Source organism: Bacteroidia bacterium (genome assembly GCA_019695265.1).
Lineage (GTDB): Bacteria > Bacteroidota > Bacteroidia > JAIBAJ01 > JAIBAJ01 > JAIBAJ01.
In genome coordinates, this window is record JAIBAJ010000012.1 from 1 (window position 1) to 20,302 (window position 20,302).

Here is a 20,302-nt window from a genome sequence, read left to right on the forward strand (position 1 = left end):
TTTGCTTGTTCCCTTTTCTCCGCCAGACTGAATTTTTGACCCTTAGTTTCCTTGATGTTATTCTTGTAAAATCCAATTCAAACTCCAGGTAAACTTCCTACCCTATTTTTGCTTTTGTTTTGGAACATTTTTTCCAAATAATTTAACTCATGTTCCGAACAACATTCATCCTATTCTAAAAAAGAATAAAGCCATTAACCCCCAATTGGCAATAGTCATTTTAAACCGATTTTCCAGTCAAGTATTGGTGAGGCTTTCAGGGTTATTAGATGTTAAAGATTTCCTAAGCAATAGCGATAGCAAAGCTGCAATTCGTAAAATCGCCATAGTTGATTAATTTTTGCACTTCCCCTATTAGAAAGCACTGCCCCTTCGGGCAGGGATAGAGCAGGTTACCCCACAGGGCCGCGTGGCGATAGCAGCGGACCGAGGAGTAACAGCGATAGCCCGGCCATGAGCCTTGCCTCTGCCGATATGGAACCTAAATAGTATTGCGAATGGGCCCGCATAATTCAAAAAAAAAGCGAGAAACAAGCCCGAAAACCTGATTCCCTCTCGTACAAAAGCAGCTACTTATTCTCCTAAACCTTCTAATACAGCCGGATTTATGCCCATGGAAGAAAAACCTCCGTCGTGGAAAAGATTTTGCATCGTTACCATGCGGGTATAGTCACTAAACATCATCACGCAATAATTAGCACAATCGTCGGCTGTGGCATTGCCCAAAGGTGACATTTTATCGGCATAACCAAAAAAATCGGAAAATCCCTTAACTCCACTTCCGGCAGTTGTTTTGGTCGGACTCTGTGAAATCGAATTTACCCTTACCCGTTTCTTGGTACCATAATGATATCCAAAACTACGGGTAATACTTTCCAAAATGGCTTTGGCATCGGCCATATCATTGTAGTCCGGAAACACCCTTTGTCCGGCAATATAACTTAAAGTTAGCACTGAACCCCAATCGTTAATAGCATCCAATTTCATGGCAGTTTGCAAAACCCGGTGCAGGGAAAGAGCCGATATGTCTAATGTTTTATGAAAAAAATCATAATTGGTATCGGTGTACTCACGTCCTTTTCGAACATTGAGCGACATGCCTACCGAGTGCAAAACAAAATCCAATTTACCACCCAGGATTTCCATGCTTTGGGTAAAAAGCTTTTCCAAATCCTCGTTAAGGGTAACATCGGCCGGAATAATTTGAGCATTGCATTGTTGGGCTAACTCATTCATGGTTCCCATGCGAAGTGCAACAGGTGCATTGGTCAAGGTAAAGGTTGCACCCTCTGAATGAGCCTTTTGCGCCACTTTCCAGGCGATGGAGTTGGAATCAAGGGCACCAAAAATGATTCCTCGCTTTCCGGATAGGATATTGTTTGCCATGCGACAAAGGTAATACCAATTTTAATTTATAAATAGTACGAAGGCTTTTATAAATTTAGATTGGTAAGTACCGAGGATACAATATGTTAGGCCAATTTTTTTAAGATAATTAATACATAAAATTGGACTAAACATAATGTCCATTCGGTATAATTTTTGTTTGGAATTAGAAAATTGAGAAAAGACGAAAAAAAATCAAAAAAAAGTTTGGTTGTAAGAAAAAAGCTACTACTTTTGCACTCCCATTAAGGAACGGTTCGGTAGTTCAGCTGGTTAGAATACATGCCTGTCACGCATGGGGTCGCGGGTTCGAGTCCCGTCCGGACCGCAAAAGCCTAATACATTCAATGTGTTAGGCTTTTTGCTTTTAATCCCTCCCCTTTTTCCTTGGATTGAATTTATTGTCCAATTTCACCTGTTTTTCTTCTTCTTCCCTACTCCACCGACCATACCCTAAAATTCCGGTAACGGAAATTTGTCCACTTCATCTGTCTCCAACCTATCTTACCCCCTCCTAAAGCTTGTTCATCCTTCCAATCAATCACCACCCGATCGTCTACAAAAAACTGAATTTTCCCACCATGTTTTACCAACCTGCATCGATGCACTTCTTTGGATCGCTTTGGGATACCTTCCCGCAACGATTGTACCTTCTTAAATCCTTTGTTCTTGCGTAAATTAGCCTTTACCCTGCCCCACTCCCTCGGATTATTCGCATAATAACTAAGGTGGTAATTGTTGATATCGCCTTGGGTATATTGCTTAAAAACTCCCGTTCTACCTGCCAACTTTTCTGAAAACAAATCTTCTCCATGAAGTCCGGTTGCTGCAAAAAACACAATGCATAACCCAGCCTCCGGATGCAAATTCTGAACCTCCCACTCTGCAATAAAATCGGCCGGGAACTCCTGTGGACACCAAAATACAAAATGCCCCGACTCACCGGGAGAATACAGTTGCAACCAAGCATCCCGTACATTCCATCTTCCCTGTCCTTCCATGCGCCATTCCTGAAGTTTGGTTGTATCCATTAAATCCAATTCATACTCCAGTTTTCCTTTCTTAATGCTTTGACCAAAACTTGCATTCAAGAAAATAGCCCAAACTAACAAAGTACAAACCGGGTAAAAAAATAAGTCTCTACCAGTCATTCCTGTTTTTTTAAATTCCATTCCAAATTAATCAGGCCTGTTTCAAAAACCTGAGTACGCACCAATTCCCAATCACTTGAAACTGAATGTGGACTAAACAATGGTATACCATCACCAATCATGCGAGGTACGATGGTTAGATGAAGGTGGTCAACCAATTGATTCTTTATCAACAAACTATTCAATTCTCCGCCTCCAACCAACCAAATATCCTTTTCATTTTTTGTTTTAACCGACTTAATTAAATCTACAATTTCAGAACCAATTAAGGTAGTTTGAGGGGTAGAAATCGGATAATTTGAGTTGGAACTAACTACATATGTTTGGTAGGATTCATATGGCCATTCAATGCCAAATTTCAGCAGTTCTTCATACGTTTTCCTGCCCATTACCAGGGTATCTATTCTTTCCAAAAGTGCCTGGTAACCATAATCTCCAACTTTCGGATTCGGAATCGAAGTTAACCAATCCAAACTGCCATCCTTTCTGGCAATATATCCATCCAAACTTTTGGCTATATACAAAATTACTTTTCCCATAGTATGCAATCTTAATCTACGAATTATCCTTGGTTACTTTTTTTTGCAATGTCAATATACAAGCTAAAAAAACCGAAACGTACATCAACGGACTCAAGCTATGCATATACCTCGGGAAGCCTAAGGTATGCAAAAAGCCAACGCTGAGGTAGTACAAGAGTATGGCCCCAAAAATAGAACTTCCCCACCAGGGCAATTGGCCTTTCCAAACTGCCAATCCAAGGTAAATCAATGAAATCAAAAACAACACTTGCAAAGGAATACATATAAGCAAAAAGAAGGCATCCATCACCCAAGGCCTATTCAATACAACCAATTGTCCTGGCTTATACCCCATGTTTTGAAGCAAAATCTCCTGCTCCACCCGACTCGACTCAAACGATTGTTCGTATTTTAAATGAAACGGAAAACCCAAAAAATTTTGATAGGTAATAAGCATGGCATATACATTTTCCCTTACCATCTTTTTGGCCAAAGACCAAGGCCTCTGAACTACCAATTTAGTGGCCCAACCATAAAAGTAATTATTATACGCCGAATCACTTTTGGCAGCAAGCTCTTTCGACGAAATACTTTCCATTTTCCCTTGCGACAACCTGGCGCATTTCGAATTAAAATAAGCGTACAAATCCTTACCCGATAACTCGTACTGTAGTTTATCCAAGTTATATCCCAAAGCCTTGTAATAAGCACTTCCGCCTCCTTTCTCCTGTAAAACCAGGTGCATATCACGTTTAAAAAAAGTGGTATCAAAATCAGCTTCAACCCAATTCCCTTGTTCTACCAGGTCTAAAACAGAAGTAACCTGACTATACACCAATTGCCTCATTGCAAAAGAACGACCAACAGTATCAAATTTTCTACTCAAATAAATCTCAGGGTAAACCACTAAGACACTGACTATCAATGACAAAACAAAAAAAACTATTCGGTACCACCCCAAGCGCTTCTCCTTCCAAATTTCCCTGGCCAACACCAGGCCTATACAGCCGAATGAAAGCATAAACCTTGGATGTAACAAAGCAAGTAACACAAGAAAAATAATTAATAACCAGGCTATTAACCATTTCAATCCGGGCGATTCTGCCAAATCGTATTTCAGCAATCCTGAAATTAAAACCAGTAAACTAGCCATTCCCAATCCTTCCGGCCTTAGGCAATGTTCATAAAGATAAATATTTCCATCCCAGGCCATCAAAAGTATCAACAACAGCAGCATGGTTCTTGCAATTGGCAGCAATCCCTTATCCAGCTTGGTTTCTAACCATTCGTCCATGCTGTGGTAAAACAGAACTAAACTTCCCAATGCAATGGTCATTTGAACCAAAGCTACCACAAATAAATTCTTAAAAATGGTCCAGATTCCTAATAAAAACAAGGGATACACATAGGATCGACCGTAAACATGGTCGGGTTGGCCTTGAAGCAGAAAATTCAGTGCCGGACTTGCATATCCGGTTGAATCGGGGTCCAGCAACAAGGTATGAGGTTGCAACAGTCTAAGCAAGATTCCAATTCCCAAAACCCCTATCAATAGTAGGTTACGACGGGCATTCAGCAATTCCGGCAGATTTCTAAGTTTCTCCAAACCTCGATATTTTGTTTTCCATTCGCAAGGTATGATTTTCGCTCCATTCAACAACTCTCAAAAACAAGTCCAGCCTTTTACCTTAAACTTAAATGAATCATAAGCAGGATTCCTAATCCTAACTACTTGATTTAATTGGTTTTACCCCGAGTTAAGGCATTTCTAATGCGTAATCTTGAATTAAAAATCGTCTATAACTGATTAATTTTTAGAGCAATATATTTTTTATTAGGCGGGTCCCATTCGCAACGAAGGAAATTGCAAGCCATAAAATTCTGCATGCTCATGGTCGGGCTATTCGTTTCAAGTCCTCGCCGCCCGGGCTAAAGCCACGGCCGTCTGTGGGCTTTCCACTGCTATCCCTACCCGACCGAACCCCAACCTGTGGTATTTCAAAAGTGGAGTTATCGAATCCAATCCAAAATAAAAAAAACTTGCAAAGGCTACAGAAACTACCACTGCCAAAGCTATTCACAATACATGGTGAACAGCAAGTGTGAAACTTACACTTTCTATTCCCAATTCCCCTACTTTTGCTGTTGAAAATCAGACTATGGGAAAGACAACTTTCAGTAAAGAACAATACTTAAAATGGTACGAGGAAATGCTACTCTACCGCAAGTTTGAAGAAAAATCAGGACAACTTTACATTCAGCAGAAAATACGAGGATTTTGCCACCTGTATATTGGACAGGAAGCATTGGTAGCCGGGGCTTCCAGTGTTATCCGACACAGTGATAACATGATTACCGCTTACCGCGATCACGTTCATCCAATTGCAAAAGGGGTTAGTCCACGAGAAGTAATGGCCGAATTATTTGGAAAAATTACCGGTTGCTCCAAAGGAAAGGGTGGCAGTATGCACATGTTTTCGAAGGAACATCGCTTTTTTGGCGGACATGGTATTGTGGGTGCTCAAATTCCAATGGGTGCAGGTATTGCCTTTGCAGATAAATACAGCGGAAACGACAGCGTTACCCTTTGCTACATGGGAGATGGAGCAGTTAGGCAAGGTGCATTTCACGAAGCATTAAACATGGCTATGACTTGGAAATTACCGGTTATATTCATTATTGAAAACAACAACTATGCAATGGGAACTTCGGTGGAGCGAACTTCCAACATAACCGATTTATACAAGTTGGGGCATGCCTATGAAATGCCTTCTTTTGCTGTGGATGGTATGACCGTTGAAGCGGTGCATGAGGCTATAGCAGAGGCAACCGACCGGGCCAGAAAAGGTTTGGGTCCAACCTTATTGGAAATGAAAACCTACCGTTACCGAGGACACAGCATGAGCGATCCGGCCAAATACAGAACCAAGGAGGAAGTGGAGGCTTATAAAGCACAAGATCCTATACAAAAAGTTCTGACAACCATTTTAGAAAATAAATGGGCCGGGGACGAAGAATTAGAAGCAATTCAAAAACGAATAATCGACGTGGTAGAAGACTCCGTAAAATTCGCAGATGAATCACCATATCCTGATCCAAGCGAACTCTTTGTGGATGTATATGTAGAAAATGATTACCCTTATTTAAAAGATTAATAAAACCAATTTAAGACAGTATGGCTGAAATAGTTAAAATGCCAAAACTCAGCGACACCATGACCGAAGGAGTGGTAGCAAAATGGCATAAGAAAGTGGGCGACCCGGTTAAATCTGGCGAATTACTTGCCGACATTGAAACCGACAAAGCCACCATGGAATTTGAGTCTTTTCAGGATGGAGTATTATTACACATTGGGGTTTTGGAAGGCAAAGCAGCTCCGGTTGACAGCATATTAGCCATTTTAGGGAAAGCCGGAGAAGATATTTCCGAATTGTTAACCCAGGCTCAAACACCACCACCAAGCATTGAAACTCCTGCAACCCCGGAAGCAAAACCTAACAAACCTGAGCCTGTTGTTGCTCCGGAACCGGTTGCCAAAACAGCGCCGGTTCAAACTAAAGAAACTACTTCCAATAGTGTTACAGTTTCAACCCATACAAGTAGCGATCGATTAAAAGCTTCTCCATTAGCCAAAATGTTAGCCCAGGAAAAAGGAGTAGATGTTAATCAGATAAAAGGAAGTGGTGATGGCGGAAGAGTAATTAAACGGGATATTGAAAACTTCCAAACCGGAAATAAAACCATTATACGAGAAGAGAAATATACCGAAGTAATGGTTTCACAAATGCGTAAAACTATTGCCAAACGACTAGCGGAAAGCAAATTCAGTGCGCCTCACTTTTATTTAACAGTCTCCATCGATATGGAGGCAGCAGCGCAGGCAAGAACCATTTTAAATGAAGTAAGTCCGGTAAAACTATCTTTTAATGATTTGGTAATCAAGGCCTGTGCCTTAAGTTTAAAAAAACATCCGGCCATTAATTCATCCTGGTTGGGAGATCGAATCCGATACAATGAACATACCCACATTGGAGTGGCTGTTGCAGTAGAAGATGGATTATTAGTACCGGTTGTTAGGTTTGCCGATTCCAAATCTTTATCAGAAATTTCTGCCGAAGTAAAGGACTTAGGAAAAAGAGCCAAGGAGAAAAAACTTCAACCTGCTGATTGGCAAGGAAATACCTTTACAATTAGCAACTTGGGTATGTTTGGAATAGAAGAATTTACAGCCATTATTAACCCGCCGGACGCTTGCATTTTAGCCGTTGGAGGAATACACCAGGTTCCTGTGGTAAAAAACGGATCGATTGTACCAGGACAGCTAATGAAAGTAACTTTAAGTTGCGATCATCGGGTGGTGGATGGTGCCACCGGAGCCTCCTTTTTACAAACCTTGAAACGTTACCTTGAAAATCCCATTTTGTTGGTTGGAGAAGGTTCCATTTAAAGTCGGTAAATTTAGACTAAACACCTAGAAAAACATGACAAAAAGCAGGATTTAATTCCTGTTTTTTTGCATCTTTGCATAAACGTAAATAAGCCTACACCTAGAACCTATAAAGCTAATTATGAATGATTTAGAAAGCCGTGTTTTATCAGCCTTGGAATCACTTCGTCCGTTTTTGGTAAACGATGGTGGAGATATAGAGTTTATAGAAATAACTCCGGAGTTGGTTGTGAAGGTTAGACTTTTGGGTGCATGTTCATCTTGTAGCATGCGGCATATGACTATGAAAGCCGGTGTTGAAGAAACAATCAAGAAGGCAGCTCCAGAAATCAGTGCAGTTGAATCTGTTCCGGAAGACTTATTTACCATTTAATGAACGTAGCTGACATGAATAAAACAATAGAATTAAAAAAGGATGTCACCATACTTTTTGCCGGTGACAGTGGAGATGGAATTCAATTAACCGGAACCCAATTTACCAATACCAATGCCTTGTTTGGAAACGATTTAAGTACTTTTCCAAACTTCCCGGCCGAGATTCGTGCCCCACAAGGTACCTTAGCCGGTGTATCCGGATTTCAGTTGCACTTTGGCAGTATCGAAATTTATACCCCCGGCGACGATTGCGATGTTTTAGTAGTTATGAATGCCGCTGCATTAAAAGCTAATTTAAAGCAATTAAAACAAGGCGGGGTTATTATTGCAAACATTGATGGATTTGATCCTAAAAACCTCAAATTATCCAAATATCCGGATGGAGTAAATCCTTTGGAAGATAACTCATTAGCTAATTACAAGGTATTTAAATTAGACATTACCAAAATGACTAAGGCAGCCTTGGCAGATAGCGGATTGGGAATTAAAGAAATAGATCGAACCAAAAACATGTTTGTTTTGGGATTTATTCTATGGATGTATAACCGTTCTTTAGACAACAGTTTAAATTACATTAAAGAGCAATTCAAAAAGAAACCGGAAATTGTAGAGGCTAATACCAAGGTACTCAAGGCAGGTTACCATTTTGGAGAAACCAGTGAAACCTTTATGACCCGCTACCAGGTGGAAAAAGCCACCATGAAACCCGGAACTTATAGAAACATTATGGGGAATCAGGCTACGGCCTTAGGATTAATTGCGGCGGCCAAAAAGGCAGGCTTGCAATTATTTTATGGAACCTACCCTATTACACCGGCATCAGACATTTTGCACGAACTATCCAAACACAAAAAATTTGGAGTAAAGACCTTTCAAGCCGAAGATGAAATAGCTGCAGTTGCATCGGCAATTGGAGCTAGCTTTGGTGGAGCTTTAGGCGTTACAGCATCATCAGGACCCGGTATTGCACTGAAAGGAGAAGCCATTGGTTTAGCCCTCATGTTGGAATTACCTCTGGTATTGATAAATGTACAACGTGGCGGGCCTTCCACCGGACTTCCAACCAAAACGGAACAAGCGGATTTATTACAGGCAATTTATGGTCGAAACGGCGAATCACCTGTGGCAGTAATTGCAGCCCAATCTCCATCCGATTGCTTTGATACCGTGATTGAAGCAACCCGATTAGCAGTGGAACACATGTTACCTGTGTTCTTTTTATCAGATGGATATATCGCCAATGGTGCAGAACCCTGGAAATTTCCTCAATCGTCTGAATTACCAACCATCAAACCGGTATTTGCTACCATCAATTCTAAAACTGAAGATGGTAAATACTTACCTTACAAACGTGATGAAAAATTAAGTCGGGAATGGGCCATACCCGGTACTAAGGGACTCGAGCACCGAATAGGTGGAATTGAAAAAGAACATGAAACGGGTAATATTAGTTACGATCCGGCAAACCATGAATTTATGGTTAAAATGCGCCAGGCAAAGGTGGATAAAATTGCTGATTATATTCCGCTACAAACCATTGACAGCGGAGGAGCAAAAGGAAAATTACTGATTGTTGGCTGGGGAAGCACGTATGGTTCCATCACCGCAGCAGTTAAACAGGCACTGGCTGAGGGTTTGGAAGTATCTCATGTTCATATTAAGTACCTTAACCCTTTCCCTAAGAACCTGGGTGAAATTCTCAATAACTTTGATAAAATAATTGTACCGGAAATGAACAATGGACAATTAGTAAGGTTATTACGTGATAAATATTTAGTGCCAGCCCAAGGTTTCAATAAAATAAAAGGTATTCCATTTACAGCCAAAGAGATTAAAGATAAAATTGACGAAGTATTGGCTAATTAAACTCTATTCCTATGACAGAAATTACAGCAACATCCACTGCCTATACCTCCAAAGAATTAGTAACCGACCAGGACGTGCGGTGGTGTCCGGGTTGTGGCGATTACTCTATTTTAAAACAAGTACAAACCGTAATTCCGGAATTAGGAATTCCAAAAGAACAATTGGTTTTTGTATCAGGAATTGGATGTTCAAGCCGATTCCCATATTATATGGAAACCTTCGGAATGCATAGTATTCATGGACGAGCTACAGCCATTGCCAGCGGTTTAAAAGCTGCCCGTCCAGACCTAAGCGTTTGGTTGGTAACCGGGGATGGAGATGCACTTTCCATCGGAGGAAATCACCTTATCCATTTATTGAGAAGAAACTTTGATGTAAATGTACTTTTATTCAATAACCAAATTTATGGATTAACTAAAGGACAGTATTCACCTACTTCTGAAAAAGGGAAAGTGACCAAGTCCTCTCCTATGGGAGCGATTGATCATCCTTTTAATCCACTGGCATTATGCCTGGGTGCAGAATCCACCTTCATAGCACGAAGCATGGACCGTGACCCGATTCATCTTCGTACCATTCTAAAACGTGCAAATCAACACAAAGGCACTTCTATGGTTGAAATCTACCAAAATTGCAATGTATTTAATGATGGAGCCTTTGAAGTATTTACAGAAAAATCTTCCAAAGCTGAAGAAACCTTGTTTATAGAACATGGTCAACCATTGGTTTTCGGTGCAAATAAGAATAAAGGAATAAAGTTGGATGGATTTAAACCAACCATTGTTGAGTTGGAAGGGAATTCAGTGAACGATTTGTGGATTCATGACGAAACTGACCGTGTAAAAGCTTCCATATTAACAAGATTCTTTGATGATCCGGCAAAAGAAGGACATTTACCCAGACCTTTTGGAGTTTTCTATACCGAAAATCGTTTCACCTACGAAGAAGCAATGGAACAACAATTGCAAGAATCTTTGTCAAAAGGTGAAGGCGATTTGGATGCCTTACTGCGTGGAAATAACACCTGGACTGTAGCCTAATTCCTTCGAACCAGGAATGAGAATAGATATTATTTCAGTTATTCCCGAGTTGCTTGAAAGTCCTTTTTCGCATAGCATCGTAAAGCGTGCCAGAGAAAAAGGAATTGTTGAAATTCAGGTACACCAATTAAGAGATTATACCCCCTATAAGCATAAACAGGTGGATGATTATCCATTTGGTGGTGGCGCAGGAATGGTATTAATGCCCTTACCTTTAGCAAATTGTATTGAAAGTTTGACAAAGGAAAGAGTGTACGATGAAATCATTTTTGTTACACCGGATGGAGTTACTCATAACCAGGCTTTAGCTAATCGCTTATCTACGCTCACTAATATTTTGGTAATTTGCGGCCATTACAAAGGAATAGACCAACGAATTAGAGAGAAATATGTGACTTTGGAAATTTCAATTGGAGATTATGTTCTAAGCGGTGGGGAATTGGCAGCGGCAGTGCTTTGTGATAGCATAGTTAGATTAATTCCCGGTTCGATCGGTGATGAAACATCTGCCCTTAGCGATTCATTTCAGGATAACTTATTGGCACCTCCCGTTTATACTCGTCCGGCAGATTTTGAAGGTATGAAAGTACCGGATGTTCTATTAAGCGGCCACCAACGCAAAATTGATGAATGGAGGCATGAACAATCGGTAGAACGAACTAAGATCCGCAGACCTGATTTGTTGGAATAAGCTTATTCCAAGTTCAATTTTTTTTTTGAAATCCTTACTTTAATTTTTGCCTTTTGGCGAGTTGCACCATATTTCCATAAACCGGATCGAAATACCAAACTAAAACATTTACATACAATTCATCTACATTCCATGAATTATCCAAGTTAGTATTAATTGAAAAATTACCTGTTTGATTTACATTCAAAGAATTGGCAACTAATTGTCCATTGTATTCAGTTAAGCATTTCCTTAATACATCATCATGAACATTGGGTTTAAAACTCAAATCTCCAACTTGGGGTGATGAAATGTTGTTTTCAGTAATCAAAACAGAAAAAAACACTTTGGTAGGAAAACTATAAATCGATTTATAATCAATTGAAATTTCCAATAAACTGGAAGTGATGGTAGGGTTTATAACCATAGTCATTGCCGGTTCGATGTTTTCTTGGGTCCAATCTAAAATTACCTGTTGGCTAAAAGCACTCAATCCGGTATAATTCAAGCCTCCCAATTGTCCATTGTATGCAAAATAAACATAAGGTAAAGCGAACAAACTATCTTTTGGAACCTGAATGGAATAAAAATCTGCTAGTCCTTGGCTCCAGGAATTGCTTAATGGATCTACCTTCCCATTGGATTCGTTTAAATGGCAATTAATAATAACTGCATTGGGATTTCTTAATCGCAACGAGTCCATGGCGGGTTTACCTTGCTTTCCTGAAATGCTATCCCAGGTAGCAGTGAAACAATAGAAAACAGGTTGCATTTCTGCCGCCGGGAAAGTTGGATTAGTATCCCCCGAAGTTTCATCCTTCTTGCAGGAACTCAAGCATAATACGAGTAAAAATAAACCGGTAATTTTGTACATAACTATGAATTAAAATAAACTCTTGCGATAAAACTCCATTCGTTTAATTCCATCCGAAAAGGAAGCATACACATACTTCTGAGTAAATCTCAATCGCAACAAATTTCCTTTGGATGAATTAGTTGGAACATAAAAAGGAGTTTCAGTTCCGTCCATAGCCATTGTAAATGGTTGTTGATCTGTTGCATTGGAAGTTGGAAAAACATACAACTTTCCATTTCTAAAACCCTTAATTTCATAGTTTTCATCAGGAGGTAAGGATTTATTCTCCAAAACCGGTGTAAGCACATTGGTTGTCATATCCAACTGATAGAAGCTTATATCCTGGTCCGTATTTGGATTAAATTTATTCTTTATAAAAACCAGGTTTACTATGTTTCCATGTTTTTCAACATAAGTCTTACATAGGAACTTATTGTAAAAAAGGGGTGGATCATGGCTAATTAAGAATGTATCAAGGGTTTGGTTACCACGAGCCACACCTATCCAATTGCCATCATTGCTTGGGTAAAAATAGCCTGTATAAATACTTTGGCTTCCTTGAGTATCATAGTTTTCCGAATCAAAAAAATAGTCAATGTTGTACATGGCTGAAAGTTCAGAGGTCAATAAAAACTGTGGCTCATCGCTTTGATTTAAGGTGCTATAAGGCCAGAAGGAAGTTTCAGAAATGGTTCTAAGCAAATGGTTCTTTACCAGGAATGTTCCCAAGTTATTGCCACCTGTAATGAAATAGCTTCGTTCTCCACCGCTTTTGTTCAGTTCATAGAAATACTTATCCGTTGTATGCCATGATTGTAAGGCAAAATTCTCGTGGTCAAAACAAAATTGCATGAAATTACCCCAATCAGGTCCGGTTTTTTCAGGTGGAGTTATTGTTTCAGTTAGTTTTCCTCCTTTAAAATTAAGCATATACCACTTTTTCCTATCCGGAGGATTATCAATGGTGGATTGAGTCATAACCAAGGCTCTTGTATTATCCAAATACTCCTCAACTATAAATTCTTCCGGGTTAGCATAATAGGCAGGTGCATCTGCTTCTTCGAATGCTCCTACATATTCAAACCCTTTTAAATCGGAGACAAATTGGTAGGAATCTGAATTCGTATTATCGGTATTGTCCTTTTTGCAAGAGGTAACAAAAAGCAAGGTAATCAGAGGAAAAATCTGAAAGGTTCGGTTGAGGATAGACATAAAAATGAATTCCTCAAATGTACTTAATCAAATGAATTAAGACAAAGTTTGAAATTATTCCTACCAGGCAATACCAATATATTATTCCCAAGCTTTTGGTAATAATGGACAAATAATGGAAAGGTGAAATTTGGGGGAAAACCGGGTTTGGGATACAGAAAATGTTGGGTTTTGTATCGGGTAGGGATAGAAGTGGATAGCCCACAGGAACCCGCAGCCTTAGCGGAGGGTGACGAGGACTAGGAACGTATAGCCCGGACCTGAGCCTAACAAAATCTAGTTTAAAATGCTACAGTTGTGCGAAGGTACCCGCATAAAAATAACAAAAAAAAAGTCCGACCGGAAAAGCCGAACTTATTCAAACCTTCTAATTTTTTATCTGTTAAAGCAGCAGCGGTAGGTGTTTTGGGTTGTAACAGCAGCTTCACCGGAGCTTTGGCAATTGGTAGTACCAACCACTTTGGCATTAGAAGCACCTGTAGCATCATCGACCCACTCGCTATTACCTGTCATGTTGCTGATAAGCAAGGTACCTGCACTAGGACAGGCATTGTACCATTCTGCCCAAGTACAAAGGTGAGCCGGAGTTCCATTTACACCAAAGGTTCCACAATTTTGGACTGCATTAAACCAGGTATCAGCAGTTTGTTCGTTGTTTAGGATGCAATACGATTGGTTAACTGCAACAAAATTTGTAGGACAAGCCAGGATAGGAAATTGAACCCAAACCGGCGGACTAGAAAGTGATGAAGAACTATTATACCAGAATTGATTTACATCGGTATTGTAAACCAACAAGCCAGGTGAGCATTGGCCAAAGGTGGAGAAAATTGCATTGATAGCGGTAGTAGCCAAACGAGGAACCAACATACCTCTATCGGTTGCAGTTACTTCTAACACGGCATCTACTTGAGGAGTAGTGGTACCAACACCTACGTTACCGGAAGTGTTAATTTGGGCATTAACCTGAATAGTCAGGGAAAGCATTAAGAAAGAACCAAGTACAAGTTTTTTCACTTTTTAGAAATTACAGAGGGGAACAAAGGTAAGTGTTCTTTGAAAAAATCCAAATTTATCGAGAGATTCCCCTATTTTTTTTTAATACCGTATTACAAGCCATATTCAGAAACCAGCCAAACAAATGCAGCCATGGATGCTGCCCCATTTTTCAGGTCCATTTCATCGATATTTTCAAACACGTCCGTATTGGAATGGTGGTAATAAAAGTACTTGGATGGATCGGGAATAAAACCAACGGAAACACATTTTTTGGCTTCGACCAGGTGTTCAATATCAGATCCACCACCTTCATGAGGCCAATGAGTTAGACCAAAAGGGATAAAATACTTTTTCCAGGAATTCACTTTGGCGTAAAAAGATTCATTTGCCCCTTCGATACCAAAACCAAGAGGTTTACCGGCGCCTTCATCGCTTTCAATAGCCATTAAATGCAGTTCACCCGGAGAACCAAAATCTACATACGACTTTCCTCCTCTTCCACCATTTTCTTCATTCATAAATGCTACTACCCGGATGGTACGTTTAGGTTTAATACCCAATTGATTAAATAAATAGATAATTTCCATCGATTGAACAACTCCTGCCCCATCATCGTGTGCTCCTTCTCCTACATCCCAGCTATCCAAGTGACCGCCTACGGTAATTATTTCATTTGGAAATTCTGTGCCGGTAAGTTCGGCAATGACATTATAGGAAGGCGAGTCGGGAAAAAATTTACATCCTGAAAAAAGGAAAAGCTTGTCTTTTGGGTTAGCCTCCAGATGCTTTTTTAGAATTCCTGCATCCAAGGTGCTAATGGCGAAGCATGGAATTTTGGGTAAGCTATCATTGTATCGCATGGTTCCGGTATGAGGGTAATCGTCGGTACGAGTGCACATGCTTCGAACAATCGTTGCAACTGCACCATACCTTGCAGCTTCTGCCGGTCCTTTCCAACGATAAGCAACGGCCTTGCCATAAGATGAAAATGCATTTTCAACAGTTGAATCCATCACAACCGTATAGAAAACGATTTTACCTTCTATTCCGGCTTTACCAAGTTTTTTTAACTGATCAAAATCCTCCACCATCACCACCTCGGCTTCGATACCATCCTTCCCTGTTTCAACAGAACCGCCTAAAGCCAGAACATCGAGTGGGATAGTTTGATGAGCTGATTTAATTACGGCAACCTCAGGCCTACCCCTTTCCCAATGAGGCACCATACAAGCTTGTTTACTTACCCGGTTGGGTTGTAATTTCTGCATTTCTGCTTCTGCCCAATTCACTGCCTTTTCTGCATTGGGTGAACCACTTAACCGATGTCCGACTTGCTTGCATAGACTTCGAAGCAGGGAATAACTTAACCCTTTTGATTTTTCAAATTCAAAAAATTTTCCAATCAAGATGGAATCTTTGTTTTGGGCAAGGAGAGGCATCCAAAACAAAAGGCTGAATCCAAAAAGAATCCAGCCTTTTTTTAAGAACATATTATTTTTATTCAACACTTAATTTGTGAGTTATTTGTTGTTCACCATTGGATAAATTTAGGTGATAAAGACCTTTAGCCAATTCATCTAAATTAATTTCCATTGTTTCTGTTGATGCGTGATAGTTTGAATATACCAATTCACCTAAGGTATTGATTAAGGAAACTTGCACAGATTTCCCTTGGAATCCTTGGGTTTTAATCCAAACTTTGGATTGTGCAGGATTAGGGAAAACAAGCAAGGAAATAGCTTCAGATAAGGTATTAATTCCTATGGATGAATCTTGAACTGCTTGTGGCAAAAGAATATTATCTAAATAAACAGCATCATCTAAATCGGAATAGTAATTATCCTTTTCATATACCCATTTAAAGGTTTTTTGTCCGGCAGAAACGGCATAGGCCTTTCTGGACCAAGCCGTGTTACCGGTCCATTGATTTTGCAAGGAATTGTTGATATAGAATTTTAGGAAATCATAATCTTGCTCGCAACTGGTTTTAAAGAAAAATGCAACGCTATCAGAAGAAGCCACATTAATTGACAATTGCATAACAGAAGTTTGACTATCTCCGATGCTTCCCGATTTTGAACAGGTATTACCTTCATATGGTTGGTAAGAAGTGGTAATCCAGGGAGAACTTCCACTAAAGGTCCAGGGGAATTTGGAGAAATCTTGACTTTCGAAAGTTTCCAGAATTTGGTTAACCGGAATACTGAATTGGAAGGTATCGCCATAAGGTCCGGAAGCAGCAACAAAAGTGAAATTAGCATAGGCATTCACAGGTGCATTTGCATCGACAGAAACCTGGAAAGTATAATTATCCTGATTAGACACATTTATCGGATTTCCGGCTACTGAATTATTCAAAATATGAACAAAACTGCTTAAAGAAGTTAATGTTCCAAATACCTCCTGCGAATTACTTCCTCCCAAATTACTTACTTCGATGTTAATATCGGCTGTTTCATTACTTTCCAGAACCTGATTAATGGAACCATTGGTTTCAATTAAGAAATCATCAGTTACAGATAAAACCGGAGCTAAAATGGTAACCTGAACTGTAAAGTGCCAGGAATTACCTAGTCCGTCGGTGCAGGTTACCAACATAGGAGCTTGGTGATTATTAGGGACGAAAGTGGCAATTTTTATTCCAAAAGCATCAATTAAACCGGTAGTTGCCCCGGCAGAAATATCACCGAAATTGGCTGTATTATCAAAAATAGTAACATAAGGATCAGAGGTAGAAAGGGTGGCGGTTACATTGGCAGTTGGGGCATTTCCAATATTTTCCAAATCAAAAGAAAGACGAAGAGAATCGTTGTAATGAGCCACTTGTTGTCCATTTCCATTGAGGTCAGCAAGTAACCAATTGTTGTTTCCAACATAAGGTCCGGTGTTAGGAATAACAGTTACTCCACCTAAATAGGGTTTGGTATTAAACGAGAAACCGACAACTTCCAAACTGTCGGTAGTGGCAATAGGTTCAAAAGATAAGGTAACAGTTCCGCCATTAATTGTTCCTGTTGCCAGCACATTTCCGGCTTGAGTAACAGACACTACAGCTCCTTCCACATTACCATTCATGGTAATTGAAGATGTTCCTATTGGGGTTGTTCCATCATGTGTAAGAACAAGTGGAGTTGGCACTGCTGTTTTAATCATGGTAGTTGGATCACCAAAAATAACCCAGGTGGCAGTCATTTCGTCCCCTCCTTGGCCATAATCATCGTTCATTTTCATTAAGCCATTGTTCGCTATACAACCAAAATTTTTAGGTGTAAATCCTGCATATTGCTCGGTAATAATATCCACCATTTCATCTTGTGCACTCATTGGAGGATTCCAACTTTGGTTAATGGTAGACATCATGGCATCAATGGCCCCTGCCGGATTACCATTGTCATCCGTAGCACGAATCCAGCTTTCTCCAAAGCAAGTCATATCAGTAAAATTTCCGTTAACACAACCAACTGAAACAAATACAGGGTATTTATCTACATTGTTCAATTGATTGACCTGGGTAATGCTGTAATTGGTAGTAACAATCAAATCTTCACTTCCATGTCCGGTATAATTCACATAAGAAACTCCATTTTCAAGGATAATGCCTAAATCGTTGAAATTAGGGTTTCCGGCAGCATCGTTTCCTCCTTGAGATCCATCATATAATTCATAAGCATGCGTAAAGGTATAACTAGTCATTTTACCTGCAATCACACGTTCATGTTCATAATCATACTCATTGTCGTCGCCTGGACCTTGATCAGAGCCAATGCAAACCGTTTCACTATACCAGTTGCCATTGTCCTGAGGAAATTTTTCATAGCGTATTACCCGTTGCACCATGGTATTTAGTTGATCCACATTTTCAGCGGAGAATCTTCCCATAAACAATTCCGGGTACCAATCATTTCCATCAATCATAGCATAATAATTATCACTATATCCATAATTGGTATTAAAGGCAGGAATTTGTTGATGATCGCCTACGAGCAAAACATATCCAATATTTTCATTTTGATACTGATCTTGGATATATTGGTCCATGGCATTCGCGCTACCAAGGGTTGCATAGTCGGTTAGTTTAACTGTATAACCGATTTGTTGTTTCCAAAGGATAAACGGAGCCAAGGTCTGAAAATAGGAATTAGGCGCAATGATTAAAAGTTTATCTCTCTGACCTACATTGTTATACTTTGCCTGGGAAAAGTTTACAAAATGCCTGTTAAACGCGCCTGCAAAAGATTTAGTAAGTGAAGGCTTATGAAAATCTTGGCCATTCGGATAAGAATAGCTTACCAGAACCCGAATGGAGGAATAAACTTTTAATTCCTTAGAAACCGGATTATACTGAATGGGATAGAAATTTAAACACAGCCCCTCGATCGATCTTAATACATAGGAATGACCTATTTCGGCTGCCTGTGAAGGATAAAATTCATTGGATTGGTAGGCTGGTCCAAATTCATATGGCAAGGTTTCCGGTTGAATATTCCTTTTAATATTTCCTTTAGAAGGTGCCAACAGGTAATTTTGGTAGGTTGTTGACTGTTCCGCAACAATTTGAACATGGGCAATTGCTTTATTCGGAATGGCTATGGAAACTGCCTTGGTTAAAACCTGAGGTGCAGCTTTTTTTAAGACTGGTACAGTTTGTGGAACAGAAGGTAATACTGCCATACCTTGACTTGTTTCAACAGTTCTGAAAGTGGGGGAAGCAAACTGAACTTCTAATTCAGTATAGTCGCTACCATCATGAAAAACAGTTTGAGCATACAAACTAAGATTAACAAGGAATAGAGCAAAAAAAACAGGTAAAATTCGGGAGTGCATACAAGTAATTTTAAGTTTGGCTAAAATACTAAGTTTTTGGAAATAAATACACTACCATTGTTTTTAAGGAAATGTACTAATCCTGATTTTGTTGGAATTCGGCAATAAGAGCAAGGTATAATTTTGATGAGGATATAGATAAATCAACTCTTTTTCCATTTGAAAGTCATCCATTTTCAGAGCAAGCCTGGCTTCACTAAAAAAGAAGTCTTTCGCAGTCATAGGAGCCAATTGAACAGAGAACCAATTATATCCATCCTGGCTCAATTGGAAATGCAAAGTTTGATTGGAAATATTTTGAATTGGGTAAGAATTAAGTGACTTCCCTAACATTTGCAAATCTTCATCTACCCACGCTGCTACTTGCAGTTGAATAAATAACTCCTTATTCATAACGGGACTTAAAACGCCGAGCCATATTTTTGAGCCAGGGCAATCTTTTGCAGAAAACTCAACAGCCTTACAAGCTTTAGTCCACCTAAATCCTTTTGAATAATTTTCTAATAAGGAATCAACCTTGTTAATTTCCGGCTTAATGGTCGTTGAAAAAAAATCAAATTGTCCACTTTCATAGGTTTGATAATCCTGATATTCAGGTTTAGAATTTAATTTCTTCAACAAGCCTGGTGTACCTGGCAACTCATCTTCAAAAATCTCTAGCTTTACAGCATAAGCTAAACTACCCGCCGGTAAATCAATTTCATAAATGGCTAGTTGTAAAGAATCTGAAACATTTACCGTTTGCAGAATTTCACTACGAAAATAAACCTCCTGCCAGGTTTGAGCAGAAATGGTTGAATAAAGCAAAACAAAAACAATAAAATATGGGAATAGGATTGTATATTTGAAGTTAAATCTCCTTGGTCTTTCACCCATATTAATTGGCATTCATTTATTATTCGCCAAAGAAAAACAAAATTCTACTGACAAAAATCATACTCTTAATTTCATCTGT

The 20,302-nt window shown here is 39.5% G+C and carries 16 protein-coding genes and 1 tRNA gene; 7 read left to right on the plus strand and 10 right to left on the minus strand.

Annotated elements, in window-relative coordinates; genetic code table 11:
- Positions 1-573: 573 nt before the first annotated feature.
- Positions 574-1,386 (minus strand): SDR family oxidoreductase, encoded by an 813-nt coding sequence (locus K1X82_03485; protein ID MBX7181153.1) that lies wholly within the window; start codon positions 1,384-1,386, stop codon positions 574-576.
- Between the two features lie 254 nt (positions 1,387-1,640).
- Here K1X82_03485 and K1X82_03490 point away from each other — a divergent pair.
- Positions 1,641-1,714 (plus strand) — tRNA-Asp (locus tag K1X82_03490).
- Positions 1,715-1,820: 106 nt separating this feature from the next.
- Here K1X82_03490 and K1X82_03495 read toward each other — a convergent pair.
- Genes K1X82_03495 through K1X82_03505 form a run of 3 tightly spaced genes read right to left on the minus strand, consistent with a single transcriptional unit; the run spans position 1,821 to position 4,664 of the window.
- A complete protein-coding gene (locus K1X82_03495; protein MBX7181154.1) occupies positions 1,821-2,558 on the minus strand; it encodes a YesU family protein in 738 nt (245 codons plus the stop codon).
- The gene (locus tag K1X82_03500; protein MBX7181155.1) at positions 2,534-3,076 is read right to left on the minus strand and encodes a dihydrofolate reductase family protein; all 543 of its coding nucleotides are present in this window, start codon (positions 3,074-3,076) and stop codon (positions 2,534-2,536) included. Before K1X82_03500 ends, K1X82_03495 begins: the two co-directional genes overlap by 25 nt.
- A 16-nt stretch (positions 3,077-3,092) precedes the next feature.
- Complete coding sequence (locus tag K1X82_03505) at positions 3,093-4,664, minus strand: hypothetical protein (GenBank protein MBX7181156.1); 1,572 nt, start codon at positions 4,662-4,664, stop codon at positions 3,093-3,095.
- A gap of 553 nt (positions 4,665-5,217) precedes the next feature.
- Between K1X82_03505 and pdhA the strand changes: the two genes are divergently transcribed.
- The 6 genes from pdhA to trmD all read left to right on the plus strand — a co-directional run bounded on the left by pdhA (position 5,218) and on the right by trmD (position 11,477).
- Positions 5,218-6,213: a pyruvate dehydrogenase (acetyl-transferring) E1 component subunit alpha gene (gene pdhA, locus K1X82_03510; GenBank protein MBX7181157.1), complete on the plus strand. Its 996-nt coding sequence runs from the start codon at positions 5,218-5,220 to the stop codon at positions 6,211-6,213.
- A gap of 20 nt (positions 6,214-6,233) precedes the next feature.
- Positions 6,234-7,505, plus strand: coding sequence for a pyruvate dehydrogenase complex dihydrolipoamide acetyltransferase (locus tag K1X82_03515; protein ID MBX7181158.1), 1,272 nt, complete (start codon positions 6,234-6,236; stop codon positions 7,503-7,505).
- A 121-nt stretch (positions 7,506-7,626) separates the two neighbouring features.
- Complete coding sequence (locus K1X82_03520) at positions 7,627-7,878, plus strand: NifU family protein (protein MBX7181159.1); 252 nt, start codon at positions 7,627-7,629, stop codon at positions 7,876-7,878.
- 14 nt (positions 7,879-7,892) lie between these two features.
- A complete protein-coding gene (locus K1X82_03525; GenBank protein MBX7181160.1) occupies positions 7,893-9,746 on the plus strand; it encodes a 2-oxoacid:acceptor oxidoreductase subunit alpha in 1,854 nt (617 codons plus the stop codon).
- Between the two features lie 11 nt (positions 9,747-9,757).
- Positions 9,758-10,786 carry a 2-oxoacid:ferredoxin oxidoreductase subunit beta gene (locus K1X82_03530; GenBank protein MBX7181161.1) on the plus strand — a complete coding sequence of 343 codons (1,029 nt, stop codon included), beginning with the start codon at positions 9,758-9,760 and terminating at the stop codon, positions 10,784-10,786.
- 16 nt (positions 10,787-10,802) lie between these two features.
- On the plus strand, positions 10,803-11,477 hold the full coding sequence (gene trmD / locus K1X82_03535) for a tRNA (guanosine(37)-N1)-methyltransferase TrmD (GenBank protein ID MBX7181162.1): 675 nt from the start codon (positions 10,803-10,805) through the stop codon (positions 11,475-11,477).
- 34 nt (positions 11,478-11,511) lie between these two features.
- On the opposite strand, the gene K1X82_03540 is transcribed toward trmD, so the two are convergent.
- The 6 genes from K1X82_03540 to K1X82_03565 all read right to left on the minus strand — a co-directional run bounded on the left by K1X82_03540 (position 11,512) and on the right by K1X82_03565 (position 20,235).
- The gene (locus tag K1X82_03540) at positions 11,512-12,330 is read right to left on the minus strand and encodes an Omp28-related outer membrane protein (GenBank protein ID MBX7181163.1); all 819 of its coding nucleotides are present in this window, start codon (positions 12,328-12,330) and stop codon (positions 11,512-11,514) included.
- Between the two features lie 9 nt (positions 12,331-12,339).
- Positions 12,340-13,524, minus strand: a complete 1,185-nt coding sequence (locus tag K1X82_03545; protein MBX7181164.1) for a hypothetical protein — start codon at positions 13,522-13,524, stop codon at positions 12,340-12,342.
- A gap of 375 nt (positions 13,525-13,899) precedes the next feature.
- Positions 13,900-14,541, minus strand: coding sequence for a hypothetical protein (locus tag K1X82_03550; GenBank protein ID MBX7181165.1), 642 nt, complete (start codon positions 14,539-14,541; stop codon positions 13,900-13,902).
- 92 nt (positions 14,542-14,633) lie between these two features.
- Positions 14,634-15,962 carry a M20/M25/M40 family metallo-hydrolase gene (locus K1X82_03555; protein MBX7181166.1) on the minus strand — a complete coding sequence of 443 codons (1,329 nt, stop codon included), beginning with the start codon at positions 15,960-15,962 and terminating at the stop codon, positions 14,634-14,636.
- A gap of 58 nt (positions 15,963-16,020) precedes the next feature.
- Entirely contained in the window at positions 16,021-19,347 is a 3,327-nt protein-coding gene (locus K1X82_03560) for a T9SS type A sorting domain-containing protein (GenBank protein MBX7181167.1), read from the minus strand.
- A 63-nt stretch (positions 19,348-19,410) separates the two neighbouring features.
- Positions 19,411-20,235, minus strand: a complete 825-nt coding sequence (locus tag K1X82_03565; GenBank protein ID MBX7181168.1) for a hypothetical protein — start codon at positions 20,233-20,235, stop codon at positions 19,411-19,413.
- Positions 20,236-20,302: the final 67 nt, after the last annotated feature.

Coding starts and splice junctions, on each gene's coding strand:
- K1X82_03485 (MBX7181153.1), bottom strand. CDS start 1,386: ATGGCAAACAATATCCTATCCGGAAAGCGAGGAATCATTTTTGGTGCC.
- K1X82_03495 (MBX7181154.1), bottom strand. CDS start 2,558: ATGGAATTTAAAAAAACAGGAATGACTGGTAGAGACTTATTTTTTTAC.
- K1X82_03500 (MBX7181155.1), bottom strand. CDS start 3,076: ATGGGAAAAGTAATTTTGTATATAGCCAAAAGTTTGGATGGATATATT.
- pdhA (MBX7181157.1), top strand. CDS start 5,218: ATGGGAAAGACAACTTTCAGTAAAGAACAATACTTAAAATGGTACGAG.
- K1X82_03515 (MBX7181158.1), top strand. CDS start 6,234: ATGGCTGAAATAGTTAAAATGCCAAAACTCAGCGACACCATGACCGAA.
- K1X82_03520 (MBX7181159.1), top strand. CDS start 7,627: ATGAATGATTTAGAAAGCCGTGTTTTATCAGCCTTGGAATCACTTCGT.
- K1X82_03525 (MBX7181160.1), top strand. CDS start 7,893: ATGAATAAAACAATAGAATTAAAAAAGGATGTCACCATACTTTTTGCC.
- K1X82_03530 (MBX7181161.1), top strand. CDS start 9,758: ATGACAGAAATTACAGCAACATCCACTGCCTATACCTCCAAAGAATTA.
- trmD (MBX7181162.1), top strand. CDS start 10,803: ATGAGAATAGATATTATTTCAGTTATTCCCGAGTTGCTTGAAAGTCCT.
- K1X82_03540 (MBX7181163.1), bottom strand. CDS start 12,330: ATGTACAAAATTACCGGTTTATTTTTACTCGTATTATGCTTGAGTTCC.
- K1X82_03545 (MBX7181164.1), bottom strand. CDS start 13,524: ATGTCTATCCTCAACCGAACCTTTCAGATTTTTCCTCTGATTACCTTG.
- K1X82_03555 (MBX7181166.1), bottom strand. CDS start 15,962: ATGCCTCTCCTTGCCCAAAACAAAGATTCCATCTTGATTGGAAAATTT.
- K1X82_03560 (MBX7181167.1), bottom strand. CDS start 19,347: ATGCACTCCCGAATTTTACCTGTTTTTTTTGCTCTATTCCTTGTTAAT.
- K1X82_03565 (MBX7181168.1), bottom strand. CDS start 20,235: ATGCCAATTAATATGGGTGAAAGACCAAGGAGATTTAACTTCAAATAT.